This window comes from Mesorhizobium sp. B3-1-6, from assembly GCF_006439555.1.
Lineage (GTDB): Bacteria > Pseudomonadota > Alphaproteobacteria > Rhizobiales > Rhizobiaceae > Mesorhizobium.
This window is the reverse complement of record NZ_VFTM01000045.1, coordinates 14461-40360: the sequence shown is the minus strand read 5'-3', so window position 1 is coordinate 40360 and position 25900 is coordinate 14461. Positions and strand designations below refer to the sequence as shown.

Below are 25900 nucleotides of genomic sequence, written 5' to 3'. Positions count from 1 at the left end.
ATCGCCGGGTTCAGCACGCCGTCCGTCGTCGGGCCGTTGTTGGTCTCGTCGAGCGTCACCGAGCTGCCGACCACCGCATTCGAGATCGTGGGGCCGTCGTCGAGGAAGGTGACGGCGCCGCCGATGTTGATGGCGCCGGTGGAGGCGGTGTCGCCATCGGCGTCCGTCACCGTCGCCGTCACGGCGATCTTGCCGTCAAGGTTGAGTGCGTCGTTGTAGGCGGCCGGGCCGCCATCGATCAGGTGTTCGAGCGCGACGTTCTGCACCACCGTCAGCTTGCCATCCGCGCCGATCGACACCGTGAAGGCGGTGTGCGTGCCGCCATCGTTGTACTGGCCCTCGATCGTGTTGCCGACCTGCACCAGCGTGATGGGATGGTCGCCCTGCGCCGTTGCAAGTCCGGAGGTCGCGTTCGTCACCGACAGCGCATAGCCCGTCGAGCCGGCGCCGTCGGCGCCGTAGTTCGAGGTCAGCGTCACGATCGCCGCAGCGCTCGTGGCCGTCATGATCGCCGGGTTCAGCACGCCGTCCGTCGTCGGGCCGTTGTTGGTCTCGTCGAGCGTCACCGAGCTGCCGACCACCGCATTCGAGATCGTGGGCACATCGTCCGTGATATTGATCGATATGGTCGAAGTGGATGTATTGCCGAAGCTGTCGGTTACCGTGAACGTGAACACGTCCTGCCCGGGCTGCACGTTGGCGCCGTCGTTGCCCGCCGGGACATTCGCCTCCGGCGACGTCAGCGTATAGCTATAGGTGCCATCCGCGTTGACGTGCAGGATGCCGTATGTGCCATTGATATTCGTGCCGACATTGCCGTTCACGTCGCCGACGATATTGCCGGCCTGAACACCGGTCACGGTCGCCCCGTCAGGATCCGAGAAGGTCAACTTGCCCGTCGTCGTCTCCGAGCCGTCGCCCGCATGCGAGCCGTCCACCGTCCCGGGGCCAAGGTCGCCGACCGGTGGTGTTGTGTCGATGCCCGCCTCGTTGACCGCCGCAACCTCCGCCACCACACGCGGCTGGCTGCCGGTCACCTCGATCGTCAGCGTCGCCGGCGAGGTATCGCCGTCGCCGTCGGTGATGGTGTAGTTGAAGACGTCAGTGCCAGTGGGCGTGTTCGGGTTGGCCTGATAGCTGTATTCGCCATTGGCGAAGACCGTCAGCACACCATGCGTGCCCGTTACTGTCGTCACGCCGGCGTTCACTTGGGCGTTCGTCCAACTGATGGATGCGATACCGTCCGCTCCAGCCGTGTCTGCCGCGCCGAGGCCATGCGTGCTCGTTCCGGCCTCGACATTGCCGGTCACGGTCTCGCCGGACTGCGCCGCGTCCGTGTCGTCATGCGCCGTCGGCACGTCGTTGACGATGTCGATGGTAAGTGTGGTGTTGGCAGGGTCGCCGTCGGAATCGACCACCTTGACGGCGAAATCGTCATGCGTGCCGTTACCGGTGGTGCTGTCGAGCAGCGTGTAAGAATAGGTGTAGCCGGTCCCCGGCGTGCCGGTGATGGTCAGGTCGCCATACTGGCCGTGCACCAGGATGCCGCCGGCCGCGTTCGTCACCTCGATCTGGGTGTTGTCCTTGTCGGTCACGTAGAGGTGGCCGATCGTGTCGCCGCCGGTGGTGATAGCCAGCGCGCCGGTCGTGGTCTCGCTGGTGTCGCTGTTGTTGTTGGCGTCGTTGTCGGCGATTTCGCCCGAACCCGCAGGCAGGCCATCATGCGGCGGAAGGCCGGCCTCGCTCGCCGCGCTGTGGCCGTTCGCATCGGGATTCTGCGGCGTCACATCGATGGTGGGCGTCGAATCCGGCTTCAGATTGATCGTCACCGTCGCCACCGACGGGTCGCCGTCGCCATCGACGATCTGGTACTGGAACGTCACCGTGCCCTGTTCGCCGGCGGCCGGCGTGTAGGTGAAGGTGCCGTCATTGTGATAGGTGACCGTGCCGGAGCCCGTCAGCGAGTTCGCCACCAGGCTCACCTTCGTCGGGTCGGCGATGTTGACGCCGTCCGCGCCGGGCACGTCGTTGGCGAACACGTTCACCGTCACCGGGGCATTTTCGGTGCCTTGCGTAGCCAAATCGTCATGCGCCGTCGGCACGTCGTTGACGATGTCGATGGTAAGTGTGGTGTTGGCAGGGTCGCCGTCGGAATCGACAACCTTGACGGCGAAATCGTCATGCGTGCCGTTACCGGTGGTGCTGTCGAGCAGCGTGTAAGAATAGGTGTAGCCGGTCCCCGGCGTGCCGGTGATGGTCAGGTCGCCATACTGGCCGTGCACCAGGATGCCGCCGGCCGCGTTCGTCACCTCGATCTGGGTATTGTCCTTGTCGGTCACGTAGAGGTGGCCGATCGTGTCGCCGCCCGTGGTGATAGCCAGCGCGCCGGTCGTGGTCTCGCTGGTGTCGCTGTTGTTGTTGGCGTCGTTGTCGGCGATTTCGCCCGAACCCGCAGGCAGGCCGTCATGCGGCGGAAGGCCGGCCTCGCTCGCCGCGCTGTGGCCGTTTGCATCGGGATTCTGCGGCGTCACATCGATGGTGGGCGTCGAATCCGGCTTCAGATTGATCGTCACCGTCGCCACCGACGGGTCGCCGTCGCCATCAACGATCTGGTACTGGAACGTCACCGTGCCCTGTTCGCCGGCGGCCGGCGTGTAGGTGAAGGTGCCGTCATTGTGATAGGTGACCGTGCCGGAGCCCGTCAGCGAGTTCGCCACCAGGCTCACCTTCGTCGGATCGACGATGTTGACGCCGTCGGCGCCGGGTACGTCGTTGGCGAACACGTTCACCGTCACCGGGGCATTTTCGGCTGCCTGCGTAGCCACATCATTATGGGCAGTCGGCACGTCATCGACGATCTGCACCGAAAGCGTGCCGGGGAGCGAGACGTCACCGTCACTGTCGGTGACTGTCACCGTAAAGTTGTCGAAGGTGGAATTGGTACCGGCGCCGTCCGGATGCTGCGCGCTATGCTCCAGCGTGTAGGTGTAGCTCACTTGGCCGGTGGCGGCGTCGTAGCCGTTGATGGTCAGCTTGCCGAGCGGCGTGGTGATGTTGATCGGCGTCGACGCGCTGTTGGCAAGCTCGGCGCCTGAGATATTCGTGCCGTTGATGTTCACCGAGCCGATGCCGTCGGGCGAGGTGATTGTGAAGTTGCCGCTGTTGATCTCGGACTGGTCGGTGTTGGCGGCGGGATCCTGCGCCTCGCCCGAGCCTTCCGATCCTGAGCTTGCCGGCAGCCCCTTCTCGTTGACGGTGGTGTCGCCGCCGCTGGTCGATGGCGTCAGGTCGAGGATCGTCGGCGTCGAGTCCGGCAGCAATCCCGGGAACAGCTCGCGGTGCTCCGGCTGGCCGAACGCCAGGTCCGTCGGCGGCAGCAGCGACGTCAGGCCGAAGCCGTCGCCGATCCCACCTGCGGGATGTTCGAAATTTCCGCCCGCGCTGCCCGGCGAGCCGTTGCCGCCAGCCGAGATCGAGCCGTCGGCGCCGAAGGCGACATCGACATGGCTTGCCTCGAGCGCGGCGATCAGGGCCACGCGCGGCACCTCGACGTCGCCGAGGATGAAGGTCGGCACATTCAGCGCGGCGTCCTTGATGACGATCTGGGATCCGTCGGGCTGCGTGAGGACGAGATCATGTCCGTCGACTTTGATGTTGTCGATCGACACGCTGGCCGGAAGCTTTACGACGTTGCCGGCCTCGACGTGATATTCATGCGGGATATTCCCTGCCGCTGCATTTGCCGCCGTTGCGGGAGCGTTGGAAGCAGGGGCCTTGGCATCGGCCGGCGCATTGGCCGCGCCTTGGGCCGGCGCGCCGCTGCCGACATCGACCGGCACTGGCTCAGTCGCCGCCTGGCCGGTGGTCGCCTGCGCGACCTGGACACCCGTCGAGATATGATTTTCACCAGCACTCGTGTGCTCGTCCCAGGAATTTGAAACGGCGTCGAATTCGATATTGGTTGTCATAGCTAAAGCCCCTCCGGCATTTCCCGGAAAGAGACATGTCAGGCCTGGACTTTGCAACAGACATTCAATCTATTTCATATACTCGAATATGTAGAGAATCGCATTTTTTACACTTGGTAAATCGCGATGATATATCTGGATATGCATGATCTTAAGGAAGGCGGGATTGACCGCGCCGCGCGCCTCCGCCTTGGTAAATGAAAGTATAAATTTGAATAAAATTTGACGCAAAACAGAATAGAGTGATTCGCGGAAATTTACCTACCTTCCTTTCCGATAATTTGAGACAAGATTGGTAGCGTCCACAGTCAAAGGTGGGCGTTATGAAAATACAAAAAGCAGCCCCGACGGGGATCAAGGTTCTCTTGCTGGCGATCGGCCTTGCCGGTTTGGCAAATCCATCGTCGGCCGACGCGAATCCGGGCCCGGATCCGGTCCAGCAAAAGGTGCTTGGGCCGGCGAGCCTCGGCGGTGTTTCGCTGGCCCGGCCGCTGCCTTGGCGGGCGGCCACCGCTTACCGGATCGCGGAGGTTTCGGCAGGCTACGCGCCGGCAGCGGCTTACGCGGTTGAAGCGCGCTCGAGCGCCGAGGCTGATCCCGGCATCGACCCGATCCAGACCGCCGCGATCATCCCCGGCGTCTTCGGCTCCGTCGCTTTGTCGATGCGCAACTTTCCGGTCGCGGCGCGCTGGACTCCCGTCTACAAGGCCATCGTCGATTGCACCGCCGGCAGCGTCTGCGACCGCGAGAGCCCGGCTTTCGCCGAGATCATCAACATTGCCGCCGACAAGGGTTTTCGCGAGAAGCTCGCTTTCGTCAACAGCAGCATCAACCGCCTGATCGCCTATCGCAAGGACAGCGTCGTCTACGGCAAGCTCGACTATTGGGCGAAGCCTTCGGAAATCCTCGAACATCGCGCCGGCGATTGCGAGGATTTCGCCATACTCAAGATGGCGGCGCTGCTCAGGGCCGGGATCCCGGCGCAGAGCATGTCGCTCGTGGTGCTCCAGGATCGCCGCCGCAAGTTCTTCCACGCCGTCCTGTCGGTAAGCACAGGAAGCGGCGCCTTCATCCTCGACAGCCTCGGCAACGCCGTCTTGCGTGACAGCGAACTGCCCGATTATGTTCCGCTCTATTCCTTCAGCACGGATCGCGCCTGGATCCATGGGTCGAAGTCCGGCGCGCAGATCGCCGACATCACCGGCGGCTTCGCGACCGTCGCTCCGGGTGAAGGCTCGCCGGAACCATCGGCGGCTTCGAGCCTGAGGCAGTAGACTGTAGCGGTCGACGTTCCACCAGGACGCAGAACCGCTCGATCCCGCCAGGGAAGCCGCGACGCGCCTTTGTTCCTGGAATTTTCCTACCCGTTGTAGACGAAAGCCATCAGCAGTTCCGGATCGGTGACAGGCGCGCGCACGGCGCTGAGCTGGCCGCGATAGCGGCGCTCGCCCGCGCCGATCACGAAGCCGCTGGTGACCGGCGTTTCGCCATTGGCGTCGAGGCGGGCGAAGATGTCGGGAACGTTGAGGTCGAGCGCCAGCTTCAGGTCCTGGCGCCCATCCTCGCCCGGCGCGCTCGGCAACTGACGCCTGACCAGTTGCTGGAACGGCGTGTTGAAGGCCAGGATCTTCTTCGACGAAGACAGCGCGAAGGCGGGCGAGGGGCAGGCGATCAGGATTGCGTTGATCGTGCGGATCGAAGCGAGCTTGCGCAATTCCATGCTTTCCTCGGCGAGGCCGCGCATGCAGGCGACGCGGATCGCCGAGGTGAGATTGCCCTGGTCGGGATGGTGTTCGGCGATCTCCTCGACCAGCATGCCGATCGTGCATTTTCGGCTTTCGGCCATCTGCTTCAGCGACACCCAGAAGGCGCGCTCCAGCCGGATGCCGCGACGCACGCCGCCGCGCGCCACGACGCGAAATTCCGGGCCGAAATCCTCGGCCGCGAGCGCCGGCAGCAGCCGTTCGCGCGAGGTGTCGGGATGGATGGCGCTATCGTTCACTCATTGCCTCCTGACGCGCCTTGTTGATGGGCTTCAAAAGATAGTTGAGGATCGTCTTGCGTCCGGTCTTGATGTCGACCGAGCAGATCATACCGGGGATGATCGAATAGGTCTTGCCGTTCCTTGTCAGCGTCGACTTCTCGGTGGCGACCCGCACCTGGTAGTAGGGCTCGCCCGTCTTCTGGTCGACGAGGCTGTCGGCGGTGATGTTGGAGACCTTGCCCTCGATGCCGCCGAAGATCGAGAAATCATAGGCCGTGACCTTGATCAGCGCCTCCTGGTTCGGCTGGATGAAGGCGACGTCGCGCGGCGAAACCCTGGCCTCGACCAGCAGCGTTTCGGAGGTCGGCACTATGCCGGCCACGACCGCGCCTGGCTGCACGAAGGCGCCGAGCGTGTTGACGTCGAGCGTGTTGACGATGCCGTCGACCGGTGAGCGGATGTCGGTGCGCGCCACCTTGTCGGTGGCGCCGCGGATGGTTTCGTCGACCACGGAAAGATCGGCGAGCGCCTGCGTCAGGTCGCTCAACGCCTCCTGCTGCAATTGCAGGCCCAATTCGTTCACCTGAAGCTGCGCCTCGGTGATAGCCGACTTGGTCTTCTTGATGGTCTCGCCGGCCAGGATCAACTGCCCGTGAAGGTCGGTCTGTTCCCGCTCGACGCGGATCTGTTCGGTCCTGGCCATCAGGCCTTTCTTGACCATGGGTTCGACCAGCGCCGCTTCCTGGTCGGTGACGGCAAGGCTCTTGGACAGGCGGTCGGCATTGGCGGTGGCCTCGTCCAGCTCCTTCTCGCGCTGGTCGAGGCGCGATTTGAGAACCGACAGCTTGACCTCGAAATTGTCGCGGCGCGCCACGAGCAGCTTTTGCTCGTTGTCGCAGATCTCCGGCGCGACTTTCTGGATTTCCACAGGGCAGGGAAACGACCCTTCGACACTGCCGCTCTGCTCGAACTGCAGCCTGGCGATGCGCGCCTGCAGCGCTCGCGCCTTGGCCTTCTCTTCGCCAAGGCTCGAAGTGTTGCCCGAATTGTCGAGACGGATGATGAGGTCGTTCTTCTTGACGGTCTGGCCGATCTGGACGGCGATCTCCTGCACGACGCCCGGTTCGCTGGCCTGAATAATCTGCGTCTTCGAAGCGGGTATCACCTTGCCGTCGCCGCGCGCGATCTCGTCCACCTCGGCGAACGACGCCCAGGCCGTGAAACACACGAACAGCGCTCCGACGATGTAGACGGACGCCGAGGCGAATAGGGGTGGCCGGTCTTCCCTTGCTAGCATGTCCATGCGTTCCGGTCAGGCATTTGCCTTCTGCAATGCCTGGATGACTTGTTCCTTCGGCCCGTCGGCGACGACGCGGCCCTGGTCGATGACGATGAGGCGGTCGGCAAGTTCCAGCATGCTGTAGCGATGGGTCGACACGATCAGCGTCGTGCTGCGGTCGAACGCCACCTTGAGCTGCTTGATCAACTGCCGTTCGGAAGCGAGGTCCATCGAACCCGATGGCTCGTCGAGGAAGACGATCTTCGGCTTGGTCAAAAGCAGTCGCGCGATTGCCACCGCCTGCCTTTGTCCGCCCGAGAGACTGGTGCCCCGCTCGCCGACATTCATGTCGTAGCCGCGCGGATGCCGCGAGACGAAGTCGTCGACGCCGGCGGCCTTCGCCGCATCGATGATCTCCTCGTCGGTGGCTTCCGGCGCCGCCATCAAGAGGTTCTCCTTGATGGTTCCCGAAAACAGGTCGCCGGCCTGTGCGACGATGCCGACCGCGGCGCGGACCTCCGAGGGGTGGTATTGGCGGATGTCGATGCCGTCGAGCAGCAACTCCCCCGACGTCGGCAGGAAAAGCCGGCCGATCAGCCGGCCCATCGTGGTCTTGCCGGAACCGATGCGGCCGATGATGCCGACCCGCTCGCCGGGCCTGACCGCGATGTTGAGCCCGCTCAGAACCTCGTTTTCCGTGCCCGGATAGGCAAAGCCGACATTCTTGAAGACCAGCGCCCCGCTGCGGATCGGCCGATTGACGAAACCGACCGTATCGGGGCGGTCCTCTGGCTGCGACATGATCGTGTTGATGATCCTGAGCGACAGCATGGCCTGGCGGAACCGGGCAAGCGTGATGGCGATCTGGCCGAGCGGCGCCACGGCGCGGCCGGCCAGCATGACGGTGCCGATGATGGCGCCTGTCGAGACATGGCCTTCCGAGAACGCATAGGCGCCGCCAACCACCAGGGCGACCGTCACGAATTGCTGGATGGCGCCGGTGATGTTGCCCGCCGCCGCCGAGAGCTCCTTGATTTTCTCCGACGTGTTGGCCGCGTTCTTCGAGTGCTCGCCCCATTTGCGCAGCAGATAGGCTTCGGCGCGCAGGGACTTGATCGTCTCCAGCGTTGAAATGGACTCGACCAGCAGCGCCTGGCGTTGCGACGCCTCGTTCATCGAGGCCGCGACCCGCTTGCCGATTCGCCGCTGCGTGATCAGTCCGACGATGACGGAGATGACGAAGGCCAACGCCGGTATGATCACCAGCCAGCCGCCGATGGCATAGATGACAGCCAAGAAGACGAAGACGAAGATCGTATCGATGAAGACGCTGACCGTGTTCGAGGTGAAGAACTCGCGCACGAACTCGTATTGCGTGACGCGGTTTGCATATTCGCCCGTCGACCCGGGCCGCGCCGAAAGCGAGGAATTCAGCACTTTTTCGAACAGCAGATAGGAGATACGCAGATCCGCCTTGCGGCCGGCATAGTCGATCAGCGACGCCCTGGCCGTCTTGAGCAGCAGGTCGAACAGGATGGCCGCGCCGATGCCGAGCGCCAGCACCCACAGGGTCGAGATCGCCTTGTTGGGCAGGATCCGGTCGTAGACGTTCATGGTGAAGATCGGCGAGGCGATCGCCAAAAGATTGATGAACACCGCCGACAGCACCACTTTCGAATAGGTGCGCCAGAACGACCCCATGGTGCCGGTCAGCCAGTGGCGCCTTTCGATCCGCGCCGCGGTGCCGACCGTCATCTCTTCGGCCTGGTTGGCATAGGTGATCGAGAAGGATGTGCCGCCGCTGATATAGCTTTCGGCGAGTTCCGACCTGGCGATCGTGGTGCGGCCGTTTTCCTGCGGCGCCGTCAGATATTGCCCGTCCTCCATTTCCGCCAGGAGGGCGACCGGCAATTGGCTGACGCGGAAGATGATGGCCGGAAGATCGAAGCGGCCACGCAGGAAATCGCGATGGCTGAAATCCTGGACCTCCAGGCCGATGCGCTCGGCCAGGTGGCGGATTTCGTCGGGCTCGATGCGCGTCTCCGAAATCGGCACGCCGGCGAACAGCACGGTTTCCGCGCTCGGCCTGCCGAGATAGGCAGCGACAGCGCAGAAGCAGGCTTTGAAAGCCTCCTTGGGCGATAGGATATTAGGTTGCTGGTTCACGATCCGCCCCGAAGGACCGAAGATCGACGCTACATCGGCTACTTTTTCCTGACCGGCGCGAGGATGTCGAACGGCAGATCGTTCTTCTGCTCCGACGGCGTCCGCGCATAGGTCTCGGTATCGGCCGTAGCCGGCACACCGAATTCCTCACGGGCGTAGGCCGCGGCCTGCTTGGCCGGCTGGATGTTGAGTGTCTTCAGCAATTCGCCGGTCGCGGCCAGCAGCCGGTACTGGGCAAACAGCGACGCGTAGGACGACGTGTCGGCCAGTGTCGCGGTGTTGAAGCGCGTGTTCTGGGCATCGAGCACATCGAGCAGCGAGCGCTGCCCGACCTTGAACTGCTCGCGATAGGAGGCGACCAGCTTTTCATTGGTGGCTGCCTGCTGCCGCAGCGTCTTTGCCAGTTCCGCCTGGCGGAAGCGGCGGTCCCACGAGGTGCGCACGGCTTCCTCGATCTCGCGCAGCACCTGGTGCATCGCAAGCCGCTGCTCGCTGGTGCGGCGGATCTGTTCCTGTTCGTTGGCCTTGTCGATGCCGCCGCGATAGAGGTTCCAGCGCAGCACCACCCGGGCCTGCAGGTCGCTCGCGTCGCCATTGTCGCCGTCGATGTCATAGCCGCCCCGGGCGACGCCTTCGGCGGTGATCGTCGGGCCGTATTTCGCCCGCGCCGCGTCGACCAGCGAAGCGGCGGCATCGATGTCGCTGTTGGCCATATGGACGCGTGGATTGTTCTGCCTGGCGAGCCCGATCGCATCGTCCAGCGACCGCGGCAGGGCGGCTGCGACATCGGCCGGCCGCGACGCGTTGGTCAGCGGCTTGCCGACATTCTTGAAGAAGCGGATCTTGGCCGCCTCGAGTTCTTCGGTCGCTTCCTGCATCCGCGCCTTGGCCGCATAAAGGCGTTCCTCGGCCTGCTGCCGGTCGGCGTCGTTGAGCGCGCCGCCCGCGATGCCTTGCTTGATGTCGCCGAGGATGGACTGATGAAAGCCAAGGTTCTTCTTGGCTTCGGCCACGATCGAAGCCTGCAGCATGTATTCCAGATAGTCCTGGACGACTGCGAGCCCGATGAACTCGGACCGTTCCAGAACCCTGAAGGAAGCGCCGTCGACCCGCGAGGCCTGGCGGTTCAGTTCGGCCCGCCTTGCGCCACTGTCATAAAGCGTCTGCGAGACCGTGAGATCGGCCTCGTTCGGATAAAGCGCTTCATGATCCTGGTCGAGCGCTCGCCGTGTATCGTTGTCCAGGCGGCGAACGCCGGTCGATGCTTCCAGATCGACGCTGGGAAGATAAAGGCCTTTGGCCTGTCGCAGCTCGAATTCGATCGCTTCGCGGTTTTCGATCGCCTGTCCAATCTCCGGATTGGATTCCACAGCGACGGCAACGGCTTCTTTGAGTGTGAGTGCGCTGGCGCTACCACAAGCCAGCATTGACACCGTGACAGCAAGCGCAACGCGCCAGCCGACGGTAATTTTACCCGTCCTGGTCATTTCTACCCCGCGACTATCCCCGCGCCGTTATTTTTTTATTGGCGCTTATTTGCCCAAGCCTGCCACCGGAGCTTTCGGCCAGTATCTATCAGATTTTTCGAGGTTGTGAGCATATAATGGATTAGACACCCCTTAAAAGTACGATTTCGGACATTAGGGCCAAAACCTGTAGCAAAAATGGCACAGAAACCGGGGGCGGCCGTCGGACTTTTCCCGTTCAAAGAGCGCTGCAATGGTTAATGGCCGGAAAGAAACGGCGAATCGTGCGGCGGCCATGCACAAGCTCCCGCAAAATCTGCTGCGGCCTTGCAAAGCATGCGCAAGAAATCGCCGTTCCAGCCTGGTTTGATTGGCAAAAGCGGATCGTTCCCTGTATTGCGGGCCGAAGCAAAAAAGCCGTGGATTTTCTTGCATGACCAATGTCGCCTTGACCGGGCTTGCCCGCGATCTTGCCCGGCGCGCCGCCGAGGGCAGGCCGGTGCGCATCGGCGTCATCGGGTCCGGCGAGATGGGTACCGATCTGGTGACGCAGGGCATGCTGATGCCGGGCATTTCGATCGCGGCCATTTCCACGCGGCGCCCGCACACCGCCCGCGAGGCGATCCGCATCGCCTATGGCGACGAGGCGATGGCGGCCGAGACCGAGACCGGCTCCGGGGTCACCCGGGCGATCGAGAGCGGCAGGATCGCCATCACCTCGAACGAGATGCTGGTCACCAACCCGCTGATCGACGTCGTCATCGACGCCACCGGCAAACCCGGCGTCGCTGCCGATTTCGACCTGATGGCCATGCAGCATGGCAAGCATCTGGTGATGATGAATGTCGAGGCCGACGTGACCATCGGCTGCTACCTGAAGCATCAGGCCGACCGGTTGGGTGTCGTCTATTCGGTCGGCGCGGGCGACGAGCCGTCGAGCTGCATGGAACTGATCGAGTTCGCCTCGGCGCTTGGGCTAGGCATCGTCGCGGCCGGCAAGGGCAAGAACAATCCGCTCAACCATGACGCCGTTCCGGACGATTATCGGGAAGAGGCGGCGCGGCGCAACATGAACCCGCGCATGCTGGTCGAGTTCGTCGATGGCTCGAAAACCATGGTCGAGATGTGCGCCATCGCCAATGCCACCGGCCTGGTCCCGGATGTCCCCGGCATGCACGGCCCCAAGGCCGATCGCGATCAACTGGCCAAGGTTTTGATCCCACGGGAGGACGGCGGCCTCCTGTCGAGGAAGGGCGTCGTCGACTATACGATCGGCAAGGGCGTGGCGCCCGGCGTCTTCGTCATCGTCGAGGCGATGCATCCGCGCGTTGTCGAGCGCTTGGACGATCTCCATGTCGGCCACGGCCCCTATTACGGCTTGTTCCGGCCCTTTCACTTGACTTCGCTGGAGGTGCCGCTCACCGCCGCCCGCATCATGCTCCACGGCAAGCCCGACATGGTGCCTCTGGCGAGACCGGTGGCCGAAGTCTGCGCGGTCGCCAAGCGCGACCTTGCCGCGGGCGAGACCTTCGATGCCATCGGCGAGACCTGCTACCGCTCCTGGACCATGACGATTGCCGATGCGCGCGCCAGTCGTGCCGTGCCGGTCGGTCTGCTCGAAGGCGGCAAGGTGCTGAAGTCTGTCAGGAAGGGTGCGTTGTTGACCGAGGACAATGCTGCGCCGGACCGGACGACGAGGCTCTACGCCCTGCGCCGGCTGCAGGATGACATGCTCTACGGAGCGAAGGTTGCTTCACCAGCCCTGTCAGGCTGAGCCGCTGCTATTTGCGCAGCTCCGCCTCGATGTCGTCAAGCGCCTTGTCCTTGCCGATGCCGGTGAGGAAGGGGAGCCCTTTGATCACCGGCTTGGTCACGGATGCCGAGATGGGCGTGGTGGCGACGATAAAGTCGACGCTATCGGCCAGTCCGGGCACTTCCGTGGCCTTGGCCTGCTGCGCGTGAAAGGTGAGGCCGCGCTTCTTCATTGCCTCGGTCACCGCGGCATTGACCGCCGTCGAGGTCGCGACGCCCGTGCCGCAGGCAAAAAGAATGGTTTTCTGTCTGGACATGTTCTTTCCTCTTGTCAGCTGAGAATGGCGCGGACGTCATCGAAGGTCCTGGCCGTCCTCAAGCCATCCAGCGCCGCGGGATTCTGGATGGTGGCCATGACGGTCTGCAGCGTGTCAATCTGCTTGTCCTTGTCATTGATGGCAAGCAGGAACACGAAGCCCACCGGCAGCTTCTCGTCGGGATCTTCCATATTGGCGAAGGTGACGGGTCGCTTGAGCGTGCCCATCGCCACCCCCGGCTTCAGCACATGTTCGGGGTCGGTGTGCGGAACCGCGACATTGTCGGCGCGCTCCAGCGGCAGGCCTGTCGGGATCGTCATCTCGCGCCGCACGACGGCGTCGGCGTAGCTGCTCTTGACGTAGCCCAGCGCCTCCAGCCTGGAGGCCAGGATGCGGATGATCTCCTCATTGGTCGAAGCGTCGGAGCCGAGGACGACCGCCTCGGGGTCCAGCAGTTGGATCAGGCCATTCGACAAGGGCTACTCTCCATCGATGCGGGCCGTGCGCCCCGCCGTATCGGCTTCGCGGCGCGCGATCGTTTCAGTTTCAGGCTGGAGCATGATCCCGAAAAAGTGGGAACCGGTTTTCGGAGAAAGATCATGCTCCAACAAAAAGTTGGATCGTGACGACGATTCAACGAAACGCCATCACGATCTAAACCGGCTCAGGCAGTGCCTTCGGCCGGCTCGTCCTCGGCGCCGGCGGCGCGTTCCCAGCCGAGCGGGTTGCGGCGGTAGAACAGGAACAGCGCCGCGATGACCACCGCGATGATGACGATACCGATAACGCCGAGCCCCTGGATGGCTTCGATGATCACATAAGGAACCCAGAGGAACCCGTCGACCACGGAGGTGATCTGCAGCGCATCCGCCGGCAGCTTGAAGCCCGACGCGACGGCAGCACTTGTGAACAGCGGCGCCAGCGCGTTGGCGACGTAGAAGCCGACGGCCAGCGTCACGGTGCCGATGACGACCATGCGAAAGACGTTGCCCCTGACCAGCGGCGCGGTCATCGCGACGATGAACGGAATGACGGCGAGGTCGGCGAACAGGATGACGCGGTTGCCGGGCAGGATGATCGACAGGATGATTGCGATCGGCACCAGGATCAGCGACGACGAGATCGCCGCCGGATGGCCGATCAGAATGGCGGAGTCGAGCCCGACCAGCAGCTCGCGGTCGCCGGTGCGCTTGCGCACGAATTCCTGCGCGGCGTCCGAAACCGGGAGCAGGCCTTCCATCAGGATCTTCACCATGCGCGGCAAAAGCAGCATCACCGCCGCCAGCGTCATGCCGGTGCCGAGCACCTTGGCCAGCACGGTGCCGAGATCGCCGGCGTTGTAGAAGGCGATCAGGCCGAGCACCAGGCCGATGATGAGCCCGAGTATCACCGGCTCGCCGAAGACGCCGAAGCGGCGCTCGATGGTCTCGGTGCTGATGTTGATGCGGTTGATCCCGGGGATACGGTCCATGATCCAGTTGAGGACGATGGCGATCGGCAGGATCTGCGCCGAGGCGAGATGCGGCACGGAAATGCCGGGCACGCCGTAGAACTGCTGCACCGCGCGCGCCGACCAGTCGGCGAAGAGCAGCGCAAGCGCCGCGACAAGCGCCGCAATGATGATGCCGTATGCCAGATTGTTGGTGGCGGCGACGACCAGCGAGCCGACGAAGGCGAAATGCCAGAAATTCCAGACGTCGACATTGAGCGTGCGTGTCATGCGCGTGAGCAGAAGCACGATGTTGACCAGGATGCCGACCGGAATGACCCAGAGGCCGACCGACGAACCGAAAGCAATCGCGGCGGCGGATGGCCAGCCGACATCGATGATGTCTCGATGGATGCCGGTGTTGGTGACGATCGCCTTGGCGACGTCGCCGATCGAGGTGAACATCAGGCCGAGCACGAGGTTGATGCCGATGAACGCGACGCCGATCGTGATGGCGGCGCGGAAGGCCTTGCTGACCTTGGCTCCAAGGACCACGGCGATGATGAAAATGACGATCGGCAAGAGCACTGTCGCGCCGAGCGTGTCGATAGCTCCCTTTAAGCCTGCAAGTATGGTGTCCATTCTACCTCCCCAGGGGCATCGGCTTCGGCTCGAAGCATGAATGATGCCCGCAACTCAATGACGCCTCGGCCCTCCCGGCCGAGGCACTCCCCACTCGCCGACGAGTCCGGCATGTTCAGTCGAGCGAATGAACATTTGCTTCTGTCAGCGAACGAAAGTTTTATCTGGGTGACCTATGCCAAAGTCAATCGGCAATCCTTGGGCCAAAGGGAAACCCACCGATTGTTTGGGGAACCGGTTAGCCGGTGTAGCAATCGTCGATCCGGCCTGGCCGGCTGGGCGCATGCCAACTGGGCTGTTTCCCGGATCGTGTTAGGGTGCTACTTCCCCAGCTCTATCGACCTGAGCCGCGCCGCTTCCACGGCTTCGGTGACGAGCTTCGTCAGCCGGTCGCCGCCCATCAGCACGGCAAGCGCGGCGGCGGTCGTGCCGTTGGGGCTGGTCACCTGCTGGCGCAGCACGCCCGGCTCCTCGTCTGCTTCGGCGGCAAGCGAGGCGGCGCCGAAGACGGTCTGCATGGCAAGCAGCTTGGCGGTCGCGGCGGGCAGGCCGGCCTTCTCGGCCGCAACCGTCAACGCCTCGATGAAGTGGAAGATATAGGCCGGGCCGGAGCCGGAGACGGCGGTCACGGCGTCCATGAGGCCTTCGTCGTCGATCGTCGTCACGACGCCGCTCGCCGAAAGCAGTTCGGCAACGAAACGGCGGACGTCGTCCGAGACCAGCGGGTTGGAAAACACCACCATCATGCCCTTGCCGATCGCCGCCGGGGTGTTCGGCATGCAGCGGATCACCGGCGCGAGCTCGCCCAGAATTTCCTCGAAGGTGGCGACCGGCGTGCCGGCGGCGATGGAGAGAAAGCTGGTCCTGCCGTCGCCGAAACGCTTGTAGTGCGCCGTCACCTCGCGGATCACCTGCGGCTTTACAGCGATGACGACAAGATCGGGCACGGCGTCGGCCGGGATAGCTGCAGCGTCGGCCGCGGCGTGGCAGCCGAGATGTTCGGCGCGCCGGCGCAGTTCCGCGTTGGGCTCGACCACGAACACCGCTCGCGGCTCGAGCTTGGCGGATTTCAGCCAGCCCGAGAGCATGGCGTAACCCATATTGCCGCAACCGGCGAGAACCAGCCTGATCGTCATGAAAACCTCCGTAAGAAGGCCCTCCTTAGACGGTTGCGCCGCAACGGAAAAGGGCAGTTGGCAGGAGATCGATCGGCCAGGTCGAAGCAATTCCAGGAAAAGTGTCCAGCGGTTTTCCGTCCGGAATTGCGTAACCAATTAGTTTGAAGGGCGAACCGGGATCGGCCGCAGCGAGACTTGTCTCAAGCCAAGCACGCCCAGCACGAAGAACAGCCAGACGGGATCGCCGCGGTGGAAGAAGAAGCTCTCCAGGAAACCGTTCAGCGCCGTGAACAGCACCACCATCATGAAGAAATCGCCGAGGAAGATGTTTTCCTTGCGCGCCGGGATGCGCATGTAGTCGCGCAAGGGGGCGATCAGGAAGGTGTAGACGGTGACGCAGAGCGCCGGGATGCCCATCAGCACGGCGATGTCGAGATAGCCGTCATGGCCATGAACGATGGTGCGGATATCCCAGGGCCGGTCGAAGGGCTGATCCTGGTTGAGCAGCAGCGGCGTGCCCCAGAAGCTTTCATAGCCGTAGCCGGTCCATGGCTTCTTCGCCAGCATCTCGCCGGCGAACTCCCAAAGCGTCGTGCGTCCCGTATAGGTCAGGTTCGGGAAATAGATCGCCGCCAGATGCTTCACCGGTGGGATGAAGACGATGCCGAGCGTGCCGACGGCCGTGGCCACGATCGCCAGCGCGAACAGGATCGGCGTGCCCAGCCGCATGCCGATGAGGCTGGGCAGCACCACGATCATGATCGAGAACGGGATCAGCCCGGCGGTCGTCTTGGAGCCGGTGTGGAGCATGAAGATCATCGCCGCGCAGAAGATGCCGGCGCCCCACCAGCGCTGGCCGCGCCGGAACAGATAGAGCCCGGCGAAGCTGAAGCAGGCCATCACCGGACCGGCGATGTTCTTGTGCGTGAAGACGCCGCGCCACAGGCCGGCATGCTCGGGCTCCTGCGAGTCGGCGGTATGCAGCGCCTCATGCGGGAAGACGATCAGTCCAATATAGGAAAGGCCGATCACCACGACGGCGGTGAAGATCACCACCCTGGCGAAGGAGTCGGCGTCGCGCGGCAGCACCAGGATCGTCGCCATTGTGATGATGCCGATCATGGTGAAGGAGGCGGCGCGCATCGCCGCGGGCGGATCGGTGGCGAGCACCACCGACAGGAAGAAGAAGCCCAGCATCAGCGCCCAGGACGGGCTCACCAGCGAGCGCACCACGCGCGGATCGGCGAAGGCGAGCAGCGAGAAGATGGAGACCGCGCCGAGCGAGCCGAAGCCGAGCTGGTTGACGATGTCGCCGCCGTCGCCGGTCAGCTCCGCGCCTGCCGGCTGGAAGGGCCGGAACGAGACGATGATGACGGTGAACAACAGCGCGGCGACAGCCGTCGCCAGACCTTCCCTGGTGAAGGCGGCGCTGAGCGGGGCGCGCTCAATTCTTCTCAGGCTGTCGGTATTGCTCATTGGCATATCCGAATTCGGCAAGCACCCGGCCGAGCGCGACATAGACCGGGTAGAGGCCGCTCGTCAGCGAGCCGGTGCGCGCCAGCCGGACGGCGCCGCGCAACGGCGAGGCCGCAAGCAGCGCCAGGCTCTTCAGGAAAACCTTGAGGCCGGCAAGCGGCGTGCCGGCCCGCTTCTTCTTTTCGACCAGCGTAGAGATCACGCCATTGCGCAGGCTGCGGGCGCGGATCCAGTCGGCCTCGACGCGCCGGGCCGGAACGGTCTCGTTGACCTTTGCCTCGGCGCACCAGCCGAGCACGAAGCCTTTCTGCGCGGAGCGACTGAGGAAGTCGGAATCGCCGCCGCCCATGAAATTGAACCGCAGATCGAGGAAGGGCGGTCCCATCGCCTGAAGCACGTTGCGCCCCACCAGCAGGTTGCCGGATGAATAAAGCGCCGGCACGCGGCCCGTTTCACGATAGGGTGGTGCAAAGACCGGATGTTCGGCCCATCTGGCATGGCTCGGATCGGCAAAAACCGGCACTTGCGGGCCGCCGACGATGTCGGCGCCGAGGCTCTCGGCGGCGTTGCACATGCGCTCCAGCCAGTCTGGCTCGGCGATCTCGTCATCGTCGATGACCAAAAGGTGCTTGAAATTGGGAAACTGCAGGATCGCCGTCTGCCAGCCGGCATTGTAGGCGCTGCAATTGCCACGCTCATGCGCGATGATCACGATGCCTGACATCTCGCCGCTTTCGAACAGCGGCAACACCGCCTTGGCGCCCTCGCGCGCCTCGGCCTCGTTTTCCATGACGATGACGGCGAAGCGCCTGTCGGTCCGCTGCGCCTTGAGCGAAGCCAGGGTTTCCAGCACCTGCTTCCGCCGCTTGAAGGTCGGCAGCGTCACGACCGCCTCGACGGTCTCGGCGGCAAGCCCCGGCGACCGCCCCGCGATCGATACAGAAGCGTCGGACGGCAAAGGGATCATCCGTTTCCAGCAGCGTGGGTTCCGGGCCCTCGATAGCATCGCGGTGATAACGCTTCGTTAATCACCTTGTCGTCCGCCTGTCGGAAAAGTCGGGTCTTCGGCCTTTGACAGTGCCATTTAATCAAGGCTTCACCGCGTTTTGCTACCGGCTGCAGCCAAGGATAGGTGAAATGCATCTGCTGTTCGCCACATCGATCGTGCCTGATGGCGCCCTCGCCTCGGGTTACGAGATTGCCAACGCCGCGATCATCGACGCGCTGCGGCGGGCCGGCGTGCGCGTGACGGTGATAGGCTTCATCTGGCCAGGGAAGACCCCGTCCGATCCCCAGAACACCATCGTGCTCGACGCCGTCGAGGTCCGCACCGAAAGCGCTTCGCCGCTGCGCAAGCTTGCCTGGCTGGGCAAGGCGATTCTCTCCGGCCTTACCTTTTCTTCAGTCAAGCTGCGCGTCGTTGCCGATGCGCAAGTCCGCGCCGCCATCGAGCGCGCCGGTCCCTTCGATGGCTACGTCCTGAACTCGGTGCAGTTCGCCGGCGCTTTCGAAAAGGCGCTCGCCGACCGTCCATTGGTCTTTGTCGCGCACAATGTCGAGCATCGCTCGGCAGAGGAAAATGCCGCCGCGGCCGGCAGCGCGCTGCAGCGCTGGATGTTCCGCCGCGAGGCCAGGCTCCTCAAGGTCATGGAGGAGCGCCTCTGCGGCGCCGCACGCTTTGTCTTCACGCTGGCCGAGGAAGACCGCGCCGCACTTGGCGTCGCCTCCGACCGACGCTCGGCGGTGCTGCCGCTGGTGACCCGCGCGCAGGCGCCCGCAAGCAAGGCGAAGCGCCATGTCGATTGCGACGCCGCGCTGATCGGCACCTGGACCTGGCAGCCGAACCGCATCGGGCTCGACTGGTTCCTGAGCAAGGTCGTGCCGCATCTGAAGCCGGATTTCCGCGTCAGGATCGCAGGCCACTTGCCTGCCGGCGTCAGCTCGCCGCATCCTGGCGTTTCCTTCGTCGGCAGGGTTCCTGACGCGCAGGCCTTCGTGCGCGGCGCCGCCGTCATTCCCTTGATCAGCACCGCAGGCAGCGGGGTGCAGCTGAAGACCATCGAGACCTTCGAGCTCGGCCTACCGTCCGTCGCCACCAGCCGCTCGCTGCGCGGCATCGGCTATCGTCCCGACAATTGCGTGGTGACCGACGATCCGATTGCCTTCGCCGCTGCTCTCCAGGCGGCCGCGGCCAATGTCCGCGACGACGACGGCAGCGCCTTCCATCGCCGCCAGCTCAAGGCGCTCGATGCCGCGATCGGGCTTGGCCTGGAGAAGCTCGGCGCCGTCAGGCAGGAGGTCGCCGCATGAACATGCACACCGCGCGCGCCGCCTTCGGCTTCGACACGCTCAAGACCATTTTGGGCATTCCCGTGCTTGCCATACGCTGGGACGAGGCCATCACCTTGCTCACCAGGCTGATCGACGAGCGCCGCTTCACCAAGGTGAGCTTCCTCAACGCCCACAATGCCAACCTTGCCTGCACCGATCCCGTCTTTGCCGAGGCGCTGGAAAACTTCCTCATCCTGCCCGACGGCGTCGGCGTCGACATGGCGGCAAAGCTGCTTTACGGCGCGCCTTTCCCCAGCAACCTCAACGGCACCGATTTCATTCCGGCCTTCCTGCAGGCCTCGTCGCACCCGCTGACGGTGGCGCTGCTCGGCACGACGCGCGCCAATGCCGAAGCCGCGTGTGCGAAGCTTTCGACGCTCGCCATGCAGCACGAATTCGTCGTCATCCATGACGGCTTCTTCTCCGCCGCCGAGGAGCCGGCGGTCATCGAGCGCATCGCCAGGCTGCGGCCCGACGTGCTCCTCGTCGCGATGGGCGTTCCGCGCCAGGAATTGTGGATCGAACGCCACATCGACAGCCGCCATTGCACCCTGCCGGTCGCGGTTGGCGCGCTGCTCGATTTCATGAGCGGCTCTGTGCCGCGCGCGCCGCTATGGCTGCGCCGGCTGCGGCTTGAATGGCTGTTTCGCCTGTGGATCGAGCCCGGCCGCCTGTGGCGCCGCTACATCGTCGGCAATCCGGTCTTCCTGTGGCGCGTCGTCAGGCAGAAGCTGTCGCTCGGGCCGCGGCCAGCGGACGCGCGCCGGTGAACAGCCGCTTCGTGCCGGGCACCTCCACCGCCATCGAACCGCTGCCGCGCATGCCCCTGGCTGCGATCGTCACGGCGAGCTACGCTCCCGATTTCGAGCGCTGCCGGCTTCTGTGTGAAACCATCGACCGCCATGTCACCGGCGTGGCGCATCATTACATCCTCACCGAGCATCGCGACGTCGCGCTGTTTCGCCAGCTGGAAGGCAGCCGTCGCAGCATCGTCGACGAGCGGGACCTGTTGCCGCGCTGGCTGCGCGTGTTCGACGATCCGCTGAGCGGTTTCCGCCGCCGCGTCTGGCTGAGCCTCAAAACGCAGCCGCTGCGCGGCTGGCATGTGCAGCAGCTGCGCCGTATCGCCATTGCCGGGCAGGCAAAGGAAGACGTGCTGGTCTTCTGCGATTCCGACGTCGCCTTCCTGAAACCCTTCGATACCGGCGCTTTCTGGCGCGACGGCAAGGTGCGGCTGTTCCGGCGCGACGGCGTGCTGTCGAACGATGGACATGACGAGCATCGCATCTGGTCGCGCAATGCCGGTGCCGCGCTCGGCATCGATTCTGCCAATCAATCGAGCCACGACTACATCTCGACGCTGATCGCCTGGCGCCGCGAGACGGTCAACGCGATGTGCGAGCGCATCGAGAAGGTGCATGGCCGCGACTGGGTCGGCGTCGTCGGTTCGGCGCGCCAGTTCTCCGAATGCATGATCTATGGCCGCTATGTCGACGACGTGCTTGAAGGCGCCGGCCATTTCCACGGCTCGCGGGAATTCTGCCGCGTCCATTGGAATGGCGAGCCGCTGTCGGATGAGGAATTCCGTCGCTTCGTCGACACCATGGCGCCGCAACAGGTGGCGATCGGCATGCAGTCCTTCATCGGCACCGATATCGGCCGCATCCGCCGCCTGATCGGCCTTGATTAGCCTGCGCGGGATTCAGGTCAGGCCGAGTCGAAAACAGTGGCTTCCGAGAACCGGAGCGGAGCGTACTAAAGTACGTGAGCACCGGAAGCGCAGGGAGCCGCTGTTTGCAGGCCGGCCTCACCTGAATCAGATCGCTTTCGCCGGCCGGCGCATCGCCGAATAGGTCAGCAGCATCGAGGCGAGATAGAGCAGTAGGAAGACGATGTTCAGCGACAGCACTAGGTTGGCCGTGTCGGGGATCGTTGTCAGCACATAGGTCAGCAGCACACCTTTCAGGCCGGCGAGCAGGCCGAGATTGATCGCCCGCACTGCCGTCTGGCCGCGCGCGAAGAGAAGCTCGGCCTGGTATTCGACGAGGTTGCGCAGGCCGGGCACGCAGACCGCCAGCGCCACCAGCGGCGCTGCCTCGGCGACATTCTTGCCGAGCGCGTTCGGGAAGAAGTGCAGCACGATGCCGAGCGACACGAGCGCGAGCGTCGAGACCAGGAACACGCCGCCTTCGATGCCGCTCTTGACCGCCAGCCGCGACAGAAGCTCCGGCGCACGCATCATGCGCTGCACCAGCATCATCGAGAAGGTGCGGATCGGGATCGCGGTGAGGTCGACCAGCCGCATGATTATGGCGTAGATGCCGGCCAGATGCGGCCCACCGATCGACAGCACCAGGAGCTTGTCGAATTCCATCTGCAGGTAGAACAGCACTTCGGATCCGGCGACATAGATGGAATCGGCGAGCCGCCTGAAATAAAGCTCGGCGCGCAGCCTCAGCCGCTGGCGCGGATAGAAGAAGACGAAGGCGACGATGAATGAGGCGGCATTGGCGCCGATGTAGAACAGCGACCAGACGCCGATGCTGTGCTGCGCGCCAAGCATGAACAGGATCGCGCCGACTGCCCTGAGCGCCGTCGCCAGGATGGCGAGCACGGCCGCCCGCCCGAATTTGCCGAGCCCGTTGTTGACGATCAGCGCCACTTCGACCGGTCGCCACAGAAGCGCCTCCGCGAAGACGACCGCGGCGAAAGCCGACAGCGGCACGGTGCCGGAAAAGAAAATCAGGTAGACGATGTAGGATGCGGCGGCGAGGAACGGCAGCGACAAGACGCCGAGAAGCAGGAAACCGGCGGTGAAGGTGCCGATCAGGTTGGGGCGGATGGTGGCGGTGCGGTAGAGCGCCGAGATGAATCCGAAGGCCAGGATGCGCGACAGCATGATGCCGGCGGCCGACGCGGTCGCGAACATGCCGAACTCGGCGATCGAAAGCGTGTTGGCCAAAGCCACGAAATAGGCCAGCGAGAACACCAGCCGACCGCCGGCGCCGCTGATCGCCGAAAAATAGTCGGACACCAGTTTCCGGCGGGTGGCCACGAAGTGGCCGATCCGCGCGAAGCTTCGCCTTTGCGGCATGTCGCTGGCCTGGGTCATGTCGGGGGCGATACATAGGCTGGAAAGTTTAACGCGGCGTTCTGGCGCCCGTCCCGGCGGCGCTGAAATGCCGTGAGCAAGGCGAAAAACTCTGCCCGCCGAGGTGCAAAATTAACCGTTTGTTTCCTATGCCTGTTTAGCGTGGCTTAACGATTGGCCGATCCGCGCGCCCAAGCCGCCAGAGAGTAAGTTCCAGGACAATGGTCGACAGGGATAACCGTGATGACTGGAGGCGCGAGCGTTCTCTGCTCGCGCTCGGCCAAGCCATGCGTGGCGACGACAAGACGGTCTCGATCGGCGACCGAGCCAATTCTTCCTGGCGCGAGGACGCAGCCGCGCGCCATCGCGCCGCGCGTTCCGAGCGCGAAGAAAAGTTGAACCCGCGTCCCGCCGAGACCGGCGGGTTTGACCACGATCAGGCGGAACCGGATTCGGATCCGGCCGAAACCGGGGACGACCGGGCGGGAAGAAATCGGCCCGCTTCGTTCGGCCAGGGCTACGGGGCCACTGCGGAAGGCCGCCAGCCGCAGGCCGCTCCCGAACCTCGCCATGCAGGCCGGCCGCCTGCCGGCGGCAATTCCGAGGAATGGAAACCGCTGATCGACCCGATGCAGGTCGTTCACGGCGTCACGCGATCCAAGGCGTTGATCCTGTCGACAACCATCCTGGGCGCGGCGCTTGGCGTCGCCATCGCCTTGTCGACGCCGAAGAAGTATGAGGCCACGACCGACGTCATTGTCGACCCGCGCGACCTCAAGCTCACCGATCGCGACCTGACGCAGAACGTGGTCGCCTCGGATGCGACCCTCGCCATCGTCGAGAACCAGGTTCGCATCCTGACTTCGGGCACCGTTCTCAACAAGGTCGTCACGGATCTCAACCTTACCAACGACCCCGAATTCAACGGCCAGGGCAAGGGCGGCATCGGTCTGATGTCGACGCTGCGCTCGATCCTGTCGCGGCAGGATGCCGGCGCGGCGGACGAAGCGCGCAAGCGTGCGCTGGCGGTCGGCAATCTGTATGACAGCCTCGATGTCGAGCGCGGCGGCAAGACCTTCGTGGTCTCGGTCAGCGCCACCACGCAGAACGCGGAGAAATCCGCGCTGATCGCCAACACCATGGTCAAGGCCTTCAGGCAGATCTCCAGCGAGATCCAGTCCAGCACGGCGGGCCGCGCCAACGACGAGCTCACCGCCAGGCTCGGCGAATTGCGCAAGGGCGTCGAGACGGCCGAACGCCAGGTCGAGGATTTCAGGGCGACGCATGACCTCGTCGACGCGCAGGGCCACCTGATCAGCGACGACCAGATGCTCAAGCTCAACGAGCAGCTTTCCGTCGCCCGCGCCCGCACGCTCGAGCTCAATGCCCGCGCCGCCTCGGCCCGCTCGCTGAACGTCAATTCGGTCCTTAGCGGCACCTTGCCCGAGGAAATCAACTCCAACATGATGAGCGAGCTGCGCTCGCAATATGCGGCGCTGAAGCAGGAAGCCGATCGCGCCGAGGTCAGGCTCGGGCCCCGCCATCCGGAGATCGAGGCGCTCAACGCCCAACTCGCCGGCGCGCGCGAGCGCATCAGCGCCGAGCTGCAGCGCATCGCATCCTCCCTGCAGGTCGACCTGAAGCGCTCCGTCCAGCTCGAGCAGGATCTGTCGTCGCGCCTGGCGCAGGCCAAGGTGCAGAGCGGCGACGTCAACAACAATCTGGTCTCGCTGCGCGAGCTGGAGCGCGAGGCCGCCGCCAAGCGATCCGTCTACGAGCAGTTCCTGCTGCGCGCCAAGGAAACCGGCGAGCAGAAGGACATCAACACCGCCAATATCAGCGTCATCTCGGACGCCTATGCGCCGCTGCAGGCCAAGGGGCCGTCGCGTGCGGTGATGGCCTTGGCAGGCCTGTTCGCCGGCCTGTTCGCCGGCATCGGCCTGGGCGCGCTGCGCGGCATCTATGCGAGCCTGCGCGAGACGGCCGATAACCGCTCGAGCCGCAGAGGCGATGAGCGCGCTCCAATGATGGAGAACAGTTCCAACAGGGCCGCTCCGCCGCCGCCACCGCTCGTCACGCCGCCGGCCCCACCTGTCGCCCCGCCTCCGGCTCGGTCATTCACGCCGCCGCCCCCGGCCGCGTCTTTCACGCCGCCGCCGGCTCCGTCATTCACGCCGCCTCCAGCCGAATCTTACACGCCGCCGGCAGCTGCGTCCTACGCACCGCCGCCCGCCTCACCTCCAGTGCCGCCTGCGATGACGGCAGCCACGCTGGCTCCAGTCCAACCCGTCGCGCCACCGCCGGAACCGGCCAACGATGCCGGCCGTCCGGGGCTTTTCGGCTCGCTTGCCTCGGCGGTTCGCTATTTCGTGCGGCGCGAGCCGGCCGAAACGGTGGATATGGACTCTGTTCCGCCCGAAAGCGCCTGGCGCGCGCCCAGCCAGGAAGAGCGCTATTCTGGGGCTCAACCATCGGCGCGGGAGAATTTCCGGCCGCCATACGAGCAGGGCTATTCCTATTCGTACCGGCCGGACCATGGCCGGACCGATCCTTACGAGGATCGTTATTCGGCATCGGCGGCACCTTATCATCCGCGATCGCCGGCCGCCGGCGAGGCCGACCAACCCCCCGCCGGCCAGCCCCCCGCCGACCAGCAGGGCGAGATCGACGATATCCGCGCCAGCCTGCGCGAATTCCGCGAGGCTGTGCGCGAGCTGACCGAAAGCCGCACGCGCCGCCGCTATTTCTAAGGCGTCCGTGTTTCTAAACTGCCCGTATTTCTAAACGACTAGCGGTTCGATAAAAGCGGCCGGTTTCGGGTTTACGGCATCCGACGACGCTTTGACGGGATTGCCTTGTCGAATTTTGGTGAAAATGCCGC

18 protein-coding genes are annotated in these 25900 nt (G+C 64.3%); 6 read left to right on the top strand and 12 right to left on the bottom strand.

From position 1 onward, the window contains the following. Positions 1-3968: tandem-95 repeat protein (locus FJ414_RS28665; protein ID WP_140647728.1), on the bottom strand; the 3968-nt coding region annotated here is incomplete at its 3' end. A gap of 323 nt (positions 3969-4291) precedes the next feature. On the opposite strand from FJ414_RS28665, the gene FJ414_RS28660 reads away from it, so the two are divergent. After that, positions 4292-5242, top strand: a complete 951-nt coding sequence (locus FJ414_RS28660) for a transglutaminase-like cysteine peptidase (protein ID WP_140647727.1) — start codon at positions 4292-4294, stop codon at positions 5240-5242. 86 nt (positions 5243-5328) lie between these two features. Here FJ414_RS28660 and FJ414_RS28655 read toward each other — a convergent pair whose 3' ends face one another. Genes FJ414_RS28655 through FJ414_RS28640 form a run of 4 tightly spaced genes read right to left on the bottom strand, consistent with a single transcriptional unit; the run spans position 5329 to position 10824 of the window. Continuing rightward, on the bottom strand, positions 5329-5970 hold the full coding sequence (locus FJ414_RS28655) for a ribbon-helix-helix domain-containing protein (RefSeq protein WP_140647726.1): 642 nt from the start codon (positions 5968-5970) through the stop codon (positions 5329-5331). After that, positions 5960-7249: an HlyD family type I secretion periplasmic adaptor subunit gene (locus FJ414_RS28650; RefSeq protein WP_140647725.1), complete on the bottom strand. Its 1290-nt coding sequence runs from the start codon at positions 7247-7249 to the stop codon at positions 5960-5962. The genes FJ414_RS28655 and FJ414_RS28650 overlap by 11 nt, the downstream gene beginning before the upstream one ends. Positions 7250-7264: 15 nt before the next feature. Beyond that, positions 7265-9397, bottom strand: coding sequence for a type I secretion system permease/ATPase (locus FJ414_RS28645; RefSeq protein ID WP_140647724.1), 2133 nt, complete (start codon positions 9395-9397; stop codon positions 7265-7267). A gap of 38 nt (positions 9398-9435) precedes the next feature. Next, positions 9436-10824 carry a TolC family protein gene (locus FJ414_RS28640; protein ID WP_226892264.1) on the bottom strand — a complete coding sequence of 463 codons (1389 nt, stop codon included), beginning with the start codon at positions 10822-10824 and terminating at the stop codon, positions 9436-9438. Between the two features lie 472 nt (positions 10825-11296). On the opposite strand from FJ414_RS28640, the gene FJ414_RS28635 reads away from it, so the two are divergent. Next, the gene (locus FJ414_RS28635) at positions 11297-12637 is read left to right on the top strand and encodes an NAD(P)H-dependent oxidoreductase (protein ID WP_140647722.1); all 1341 of its coding nucleotides are present in this window, start codon (positions 11297-11299) and stop codon (positions 12635-12637) included. Positions 12638-12644: 7 nt separating this feature from the next. Here FJ414_RS28635 and FJ414_RS28630 read toward each other — a convergent pair whose 3' ends face one another. The 6 genes from FJ414_RS28630 to FJ414_RS28605 all read right to left on the bottom strand — a co-directional run bounded on the left by FJ414_RS28630 (position 12645) and on the right by FJ414_RS28605 (position 18564). Beyond that, a complete protein-coding gene (locus FJ414_RS28630; RefSeq protein WP_140647721.1) occupies positions 12645-12932 on the bottom strand; it encodes a PTS sugar transporter subunit IIB in 288 nt (95 codons plus the stop codon). A gap of 14 nt (positions 12933-12946) precedes the next feature. Then, positions 12947-13408 (bottom strand): PTS sugar transporter subunit IIA, encoded by a 462-nt coding sequence (locus FJ414_RS28625; RefSeq protein WP_140647720.1) that lies wholly within the window; start codon positions 13406-13408, stop codon positions 12947-12949. Between the two features lie 188 nt (positions 13409-13596). Continuing rightward, on the bottom strand, positions 13597-15003 hold the full coding sequence (locus FJ414_RS28620) for a PTS transporter subunit IIC (RefSeq protein WP_140647719.1): 1407 nt from the start codon (positions 15001-15003) through the stop codon (positions 13597-13599). Between the two features lie 320 nt (positions 15004-15323). Continuing rightward, positions 15324-16139, bottom strand: a complete 816-nt coding sequence (proC, locus tag FJ414_RS28615) for a pyrroline-5-carboxylate reductase (protein WP_140647718.1) — start codon at positions 16137-16139, stop codon at positions 15324-15326. Between the two features lie 138 nt (positions 16140-16277). Further along, positions 16278-17597 carry an O-antigen ligase gene (locus tag FJ414_RS28610; RefSeq protein WP_140647717.1) on the bottom strand — a complete coding sequence of 440 codons (1320 nt, stop codon included), beginning with the start codon at positions 17595-17597 and terminating at the stop codon, positions 16278-16280. Further along, positions 17566-18564, bottom strand: a complete 999-nt coding sequence (locus FJ414_RS28605) for a glycosyltransferase (protein ID WP_140647716.1) — start codon at positions 18562-18564, stop codon at positions 17566-17568. Before FJ414_RS28605 ends, FJ414_RS28610 begins: the two co-directional genes overlap by 32 nt. A 170-nt stretch (positions 18565-18734) precedes the next feature. Here FJ414_RS28605 and FJ414_RS28600 point away from each other — a divergent pair, with 170 nt between their 5' ends. The 3 genes from FJ414_RS28600 to FJ414_RS28590 are packed head-to-tail and all read left to right on the top strand — an operon-like array spanning position 18735 to position 21618. Further along, positions 18735-19907, top strand: a complete 1173-nt coding sequence (locus tag FJ414_RS28600; protein WP_140647715.1) for a glycosyltransferase family 4 protein — start codon at positions 18735-18737, stop codon at positions 19905-19907. Further along, positions 19904-20698, top strand: a complete 795-nt coding sequence (locus tag FJ414_RS28595; RefSeq protein ID WP_140647714.1) for a WecB/TagA/CpsF family glycosyltransferase — start codon at positions 19904-19906, stop codon at positions 20696-20698. The genes FJ414_RS28600 and FJ414_RS28595 overlap by 4 nt, the downstream gene beginning before the upstream one ends. Continuing rightward, entirely contained in the window at positions 20695-21618 is a 924-nt protein-coding gene (locus FJ414_RS28590; RefSeq protein ID WP_140647713.1) for a DUF6492 family protein, read from the top strand. Before FJ414_RS28595 ends, FJ414_RS28590 begins: the two co-directional genes overlap by 4 nt. Before the next feature lie 126 nt (positions 21619-21744). Here FJ414_RS28590 and FJ414_RS28585 read toward each other — a convergent pair whose 3' ends face one another. Continuing rightward, positions 21745-23040, bottom strand: coding sequence for a lipopolysaccharide biosynthesis protein (locus FJ414_RS28585; RefSeq protein ID WP_140647712.1), 1296 nt, complete (start codon positions 23038-23040; stop codon positions 21745-21747). 200 nt (positions 23041-23240) lie between these two features. On the opposite strand from FJ414_RS28585, the gene FJ414_RS28580 reads away from it, so the two are divergent. Then, the gene (locus FJ414_RS28580; protein ID WP_140647711.1) at positions 23241-25769 is read left to right on the top strand and encodes a GumC family protein; all 2529 of its coding nucleotides are present in this window, start codon (positions 23241-23243) and stop codon (positions 25767-25769) included. Positions 25770-25900 lie beyond the last annotated feature (131 nt).

What these genes read in the sequence shown, in the direction of transcription:
- FJ414_RS28660 (WP_140647727.1), top strand. Translation starts at nt 4,292, where the DNA reads ATGAAAATACAAAAAGCAGCCCCGACGGGGATCAAGGTTCTCTTGCTG.
- FJ414_RS28650 (WP_140647725.1), bottom strand. Translation starts at nt 7,249, where the DNA reads ATGCTAGCAAGGGAAGACCGGCCACCCCTATTCGCCTCGGCGTCCGTC.
- FJ414_RS28640 (WP_226892264.1), bottom strand. Translation starts at nt 10,824, where the DNA reads ATGCTGGCTTGTGGTAGCGCCAGCGCACTCACACTCAAAGAAGCCGTT.
- FJ414_RS28635 (WP_140647722.1), top strand. Translation starts at nt 11,297, where the DNA reads ATGACCAATGTCGCCTTGACCGGGCTTGCCCGCGATCTTGCCCGGCGC.
- FJ414_RS28630 (WP_140647721.1), bottom strand. Translation starts at nt 12,932, where the DNA reads ATGTCCAGACAGAAAACCATTCTTTTTGCCTGCGGCACGGGCGTCGCG.
- FJ414_RS28620 (WP_140647719.1), bottom strand. Translation starts at nt 15,003, where the DNA reads ATGGACACCATACTTGCAGGCTTAAAGGGAGCTATCGACACGCTCGGC.
- proC (WP_140647718.1), bottom strand. Translation starts at nt 16,139, where the DNA reads ATGACGATCAGGCTGGTTCTCGCCGGTTGCGGCAATATGGGTTACGCC.
- FJ414_RS28610 (WP_140647717.1), bottom strand. Translation starts at nt 17,597, where the DNA reads ATGAGCAATACCGACAGCCTGAGAAGAATTGAGCGCGCCCCGCTCAGC.
- FJ414_RS28605 (WP_140647716.1), bottom strand. Translation starts at nt 18,564, where the DNA reads ATGATCCCTTTGCCGTCCGACGCTTCTGTATCGATCGCGGGGCGGTCG.
- FJ414_RS28600 (WP_140647715.1), top strand. Translation starts at nt 18,735, where the DNA reads ATGCATCTGCTGTTCGCCACATCGATCGTGCCTGATGGCGCCCTCGCC.
- FJ414_RS28595 (WP_140647714.1), top strand. Translation starts at nt 19,904, where the DNA reads ATGAACATGCACACCGCGCGCGCCGCCTTCGGCTTCGACACGCTCAAG.
- FJ414_RS28585 (WP_140647712.1), bottom strand. Translation starts at nt 23,040, where the DNA reads ATGACCCAGGCCAGCGACATGCCGCAAAGGCGAAGCTTCGCGCGGATC.
- FJ414_RS28580 (WP_140647711.1), top strand. Translation starts at nt 23,241, where the DNA reads ATGGTCGACAGGGATAACCGTGATGACTGGAGGCGCGAGCGTTCTCTG.